The following is a 4,045-nucleotide window of genomic DNA, read 5'->3' as shown; positions in this document are numbered from 1 at the left end:
GACTTTCGCCCCATTTCAGAAGCCCGATTCCGTGTGTCCCACGGTACGTTGACCGCCTATAGCTTCTTGTACTTGTTGCGCGCGACTTTTTACCCGGCCAAGCTTTTCTGGTCGGAACCCCCTAAGCCGAGTTTTCAAGGTGCTGCGTCGTCCACTTGGTTTTCGAGACTGGCCTTTTAATTCTAACGTAAAGCCAACCTAGAACGGCGGGGTTTCAGACCCAAAATTTCCGATGAATGTCTATGGTGGCGTGATTTTCAGTCAAAGAGTTCTTTTAACTTTGGTGAGTAAGGGAATTAGCCTAGAATCTGCCTATAAAATCGTCCAAGAAAACGCCCATCGCGCTTGGAACACCGATAACGGCAATTTTAAAGCTTTTATCAGCCAAGATGAGCGAGTTACCGGCATTTTATCCCCCGACGAGATCGAAAGTTGCTTTGATCCCCAGCAGCACCTAAATCATCTTAATAGCATCTACCAAAGGTTAGATATTTAAGGAGCTTTCAGTTATCAGCTAACCACTAGCTTGTTGCTTTAGAAAGGTAATGACAGCGTTGTGGATTGTCGGTTGGCGATCGATCTTTTCTCAGAAAGCGATCGCTATTCGTTTCTCGATCATGGTTGCGTTTGAAGATAAAACTAAAGAATCGGCGCAAGCGAGTACGAATCGGGTAAAATAAGGGTCTGTATTCGGAGTGTTCGTTTTTATGATGAAAATCAAACTCTTGAATTTAGGTAGTATTAAAGAGGCAGAAGTGGATCTTCGGCCTCTAACCGTTATTATTGGCCCGAATAATTCTAATAAAACTTATATCGCCTACTCGATTTATGGGTTATGGATTAATCAGCTTGACGGCTTTTATTTTTCTAGTGAAATTTTAGAAAAAATAGAATTTACAAATCAAGCCGATCATTGGTCTTTAAAAATAGACCGACATTTTTATGATGTTATATCCGAAATTGTTCAAAAGTCCGCATCTGAATTTAGCGGGATAAAACTACAATCTTTTTTCCAAGATTCTAGCGGCAAGATTTTTGAAAAAACGAAATTCAGTATCGAAATTTCCGAAGATGATATTAAAACAGCTATAGAAAAAGTTTTAGCGGATACAATTGAATATCGCGGGTCATTAGCTTCACTTGGAATCAAGAAAATCGAGCGAAGCGAGAACAATAATGAGATTTTATTTTATCAAGAAAAAGAAGATAAAATTAATAATTATAAAGACATAGTTTTTCTTAATTTTGTTGCTGCTGTTGTAAAATTTTCATTTTCCGACGCACTTCCTTTACCCGCCGAAAGAAACGCTTTTATAAATACCTATAAAATGCTGGGCAATAGAAGATATAAGCTACTTAAAGGGAATCAGAGAGAGCTATTGACACAAGGACGTATTAATAGACGTATTAATCGAGATAGACAGTTAGAGTTACTGAAAGAACAGGGAGATATTCGCTATCCTCAACCAGTAGAGGATTTTTTAGATTTTTTAACTGACATAGAACTAGAAAATAAGCCCGATCCCATTGCCAAAAACAAAAATGATTTTCAAAAATTAGCCGATCAAATTGAAAAGTATATTCAAAATAACAATAAAACAATCTTTAAAAAGACTAAATTCGGAGGCAGAGAAATTAAAGTTTCGGTAAAAAGAAGTTTAGAGATCGATCTTTATAATGCTTCCTCGTCTATTAAACAATTAGCCCCGCTTTTACTCTATTTACGCTATCGAGCAAAATCCGGGGATTTTCTGGTGATCGATGAGCCTGAAATGAACTTACATCCAGAATCTCAGGTAAAATTGTTAGAATCTTTAGCGATTTTAGTAAATTTAGGAGTTAGAATTTTATTGACGACTCATAGCCCCTATTTGATGGCTCATCTTAACAATATCGTTAATGGTAATCACCAAAATCCAGAACTTTTAGCCGAACAAGCTAAATTGCTTTATCTGCAAGATAGCCGAGCTTTTCTTAAAATGGAACAGGTTAGCGCCTATGAAATGAAAAATAATCAATTACTTTCTTTACACGACCCTGAATACGGTATTCGTTGGGATACTCTCAGCGATGTATCAGTTGATATTCAACAAAAGTTTTTTGCAATTTATGAAGCAGGACAACAAAACCAAGAAACCGAAGAAGGATGTTCCTCAGAAGAAGAATAAACTCGATTGGCAAAAATTTAACTTTTTAGAAAATCTGCTTATTTTCTGTACCGTACCCGATCGGATCGCTCCACCCGAAAGCGGTGTCAGCTTTCGGATTACCAAGCCAGAAAAAGATTCCGTTTGTATTTTATTTAAAACTGATCGTCGGGAGGATCCTCTCGTTAGAGATCAAAATCAGAAAAGACCTGATTATTTATCTCTTTTTATTCAGAATGGCTTACTTCTGCTGACGATTATCGAGATGAAGGGAACTAATAAAAATTCCACGAGTACAGGTATCGAACAAATTACAACTTTTAGAGATATTTTAAAACAAGAAATTGCCGATCATGTCACCAGGAAACTCAAATATAAATTACAAGCTATCCTATTAACTCCCTATAATGCCGATATTCCTCGAAAGGCGATCAACGAGGAAGCGGAGAAAGGATTTATTATTTTACCTATCCAGTATAATTTGAAAGCGGAGCTTTATCCTTATGTTTCCAAGACTTACAGTAAAGCGGATTTAAGCAAAATAAATTATATTCACGACGAGCAACATAAAGAATCCGATTGTTTGTTAATCGAAAACTTGTTGGCTAGACAAGCATCGGACAAACGTGAACAGGATAACTATTATTTATGTAAATTCACTCCCACCAAAGATAGAAAAGGCATCTATATAGATTATCAGGTGTCGAGCGATCGAGACTTGATCACCCTATTAACCGTATTAACCGATCCGCAGGGAAAGAAAGTTCAATTGGCTTACTGTAGTGATGATTCTCAAAGTTCAATCGATCAAATTCAGGAAGAGATTAAAAATTTAAACATATATGGAATGGTAGAGATGGTAAGTCGCCTAATCAATAGTTAGTATAAAAAATAGGTGTAGAGGAATCGGCGTTGCTGATTTGAGATATGAATCTTCTTTTCTGGTATTTTTAAAACCTAGAGCCAAACTAACTTTTGCACGGGAACCTGCACAGTTGCCATTCATGCCTTGATTCAGCAATGCCGTTTCTTGCTGCAAATCCGACTAAGCAACTAATCGACGACAGGGAACGCACCTTATGCCATTTTTCTTTATTCGTGGCAGACATTCTACTCCTTTCTCCCTTTTTGGGAGAAGGGTTGGGGGTGAAGGCAATTAACCATCTCTGCCATTACTTTAGAAAAATGCTATTAGCAAGGTCCTATTCACGTTTGATCAGGATTATCCTCTATATTGTTGACTTTCGTTAATTGTGGAAAAATATCTCGTACTGCCTTTTCAAATTTTTTGTAGGAAGACAAGGATTCTAATTTCGACAATGGGATTTTTGTACCAAGCGGTGAATATAAATCCTCAAGTTTTAGTTTATTTCGATACCGTTTAGTTATACCTTCTCTGGCTTTATTGATGGCATTTTTAATCGTTTCTTTCGGATTGCTAAAAGATTCTGGCTCTTTATCGATTGCTAACTCACTATCACTTTTATTTGTACACAATTCTTTTTTTAGTAATTCTTTGTCTGCTAATATCCAGGCTTCAGTCATTTGTATTGGAACGATAGCAACTAAATTTTTGCATAAGTCTCGCTCGTCTGATTTAATAGCATTAAAAGCCGGATTAATTCTTTCCTTAAATGCGTTTTCATCTGTTTTATCATCTGCGTCTGCATGGAAGCACAAAACCATTGCTCCCTTCTCCACCGCTTGAATTGCGTATTTTTTAGCTTTTTCTCGGATATTTTCGCCAGAGATTTGTGGGCTCTTCGTTACTTGTTATGGTTCGATAGGGGGGCATAAATCGACTAAATCCTTATCTGGCAAGAGACTTAATTGATTAGTTCGCTCTAGATAAAAAACAATTGACAAAAATCGCTAAATGCCTTTCTATATAAGGGTTC

The 4,045-nt window shown here is 36.9% G+C and carries 5 protein-coding genes and 1 pseudogene; 5 read left to right on the top strand and 1 reads right to left on the bottom strand.

Annotated elements, in window-relative coordinates; all coding sequences use genetic code 11:
- From O9324_RS22330 to O9324_RS22310, 5 genes and pseudogenes are all read left to right on the top strand, one after another.
- On the top strand, positions 1 to 180 hold a 180-nt coding region (locus O9324_RS22330; RefSeq protein WP_288141334.1), incomplete at its 5' end, for a hypothetical protein.
- Between the two features lie 52 nt (positions 181 to 232).
- Positions 233 to 496: pseudogene (locus O9324_RS22325) on the top strand (adenylosuccinate lyase); the annotation flags it as partial.
- Between the two features lie 49 nt (positions 497 to 545).
- A complete protein-coding gene (locus tag O9324_RS22320; RefSeq protein WP_002768995.1) occupies positions 546 to 680 on the top strand; it encodes a hypothetical protein in 135 nt (44 codons plus the stop codon).
- 27 nt (positions 681 to 707) lie between these two features.
- Positions 708 to 2,168, top strand: coding sequence for an AAA family ATPase (locus tag O9324_RS22315; RefSeq protein WP_288141333.1), 1,461 nt, complete (start codon positions 708 to 710; stop codon positions 2,166 to 2,168).
- Positions 2,110 to 3,030 carry a hypothetical protein gene (locus tag O9324_RS22310; protein WP_287731792.1) on the top strand — a complete coding sequence of 307 codons (921 nt, stop codon included), beginning with the start codon at positions 2,110 to 2,112 and terminating at the stop codon, positions 3,028 to 3,030. Before O9324_RS22315 ends, O9324_RS22310 begins: the two co-directional genes overlap by 59 nt.
- A 323-nt stretch (positions 3,031 to 3,353) precedes the next feature.
- Here O9324_RS22310 and O9324_RS22305 read toward each other — a convergent pair whose 3' ends face one another.
- The gene (locus O9324_RS22305) at positions 3,354 to 3,848 is read right to left on the bottom strand and encodes a DUF4276 family protein (RefSeq protein ID WP_353851737.1); all 495 of its coding nucleotides are present in this window, start codon (positions 3,846 to 3,848) and stop codon (positions 3,354 to 3,356) included.
- Positions 3,849 to 4,045 lie beyond the last annotated feature (197 nt).

Source organism: Microcystis sp. LE19-84.1B (assembly GCF_027531875.1).
GTDB lineage: Bacteria > Cyanobacteriota > Cyanobacteriia > Cyanobacteriales > Microcystaceae > Microcystis > Microcystis panniformis.
This window is presented reverse-complemented; position numbering and strand designations above follow the sequence as displayed.

Excerpts from the sequence above, each read along its gene's own strand:
- O9324_RS22320 (WP_002768995.1), top strand. The coding sequence starts at position 546 with ATGACAGCGTTGTGGATTGTCGGTTGGCGATCGATCTTTTCTCAGAAA.
- O9324_RS22315 (WP_288141333.1), top strand. The coding sequence starts at position 708 with ATGATGAAAATCAAACTCTTGAATTTAGGTAGTATTAAAGAGGCAGAA.
- O9324_RS22310 (WP_287731792.1), top strand. The coding sequence starts at position 2,110 with ATGAAGCAGGACAACAAAACCAAGAAACCGAAGAAGGATGTTCCTCAG.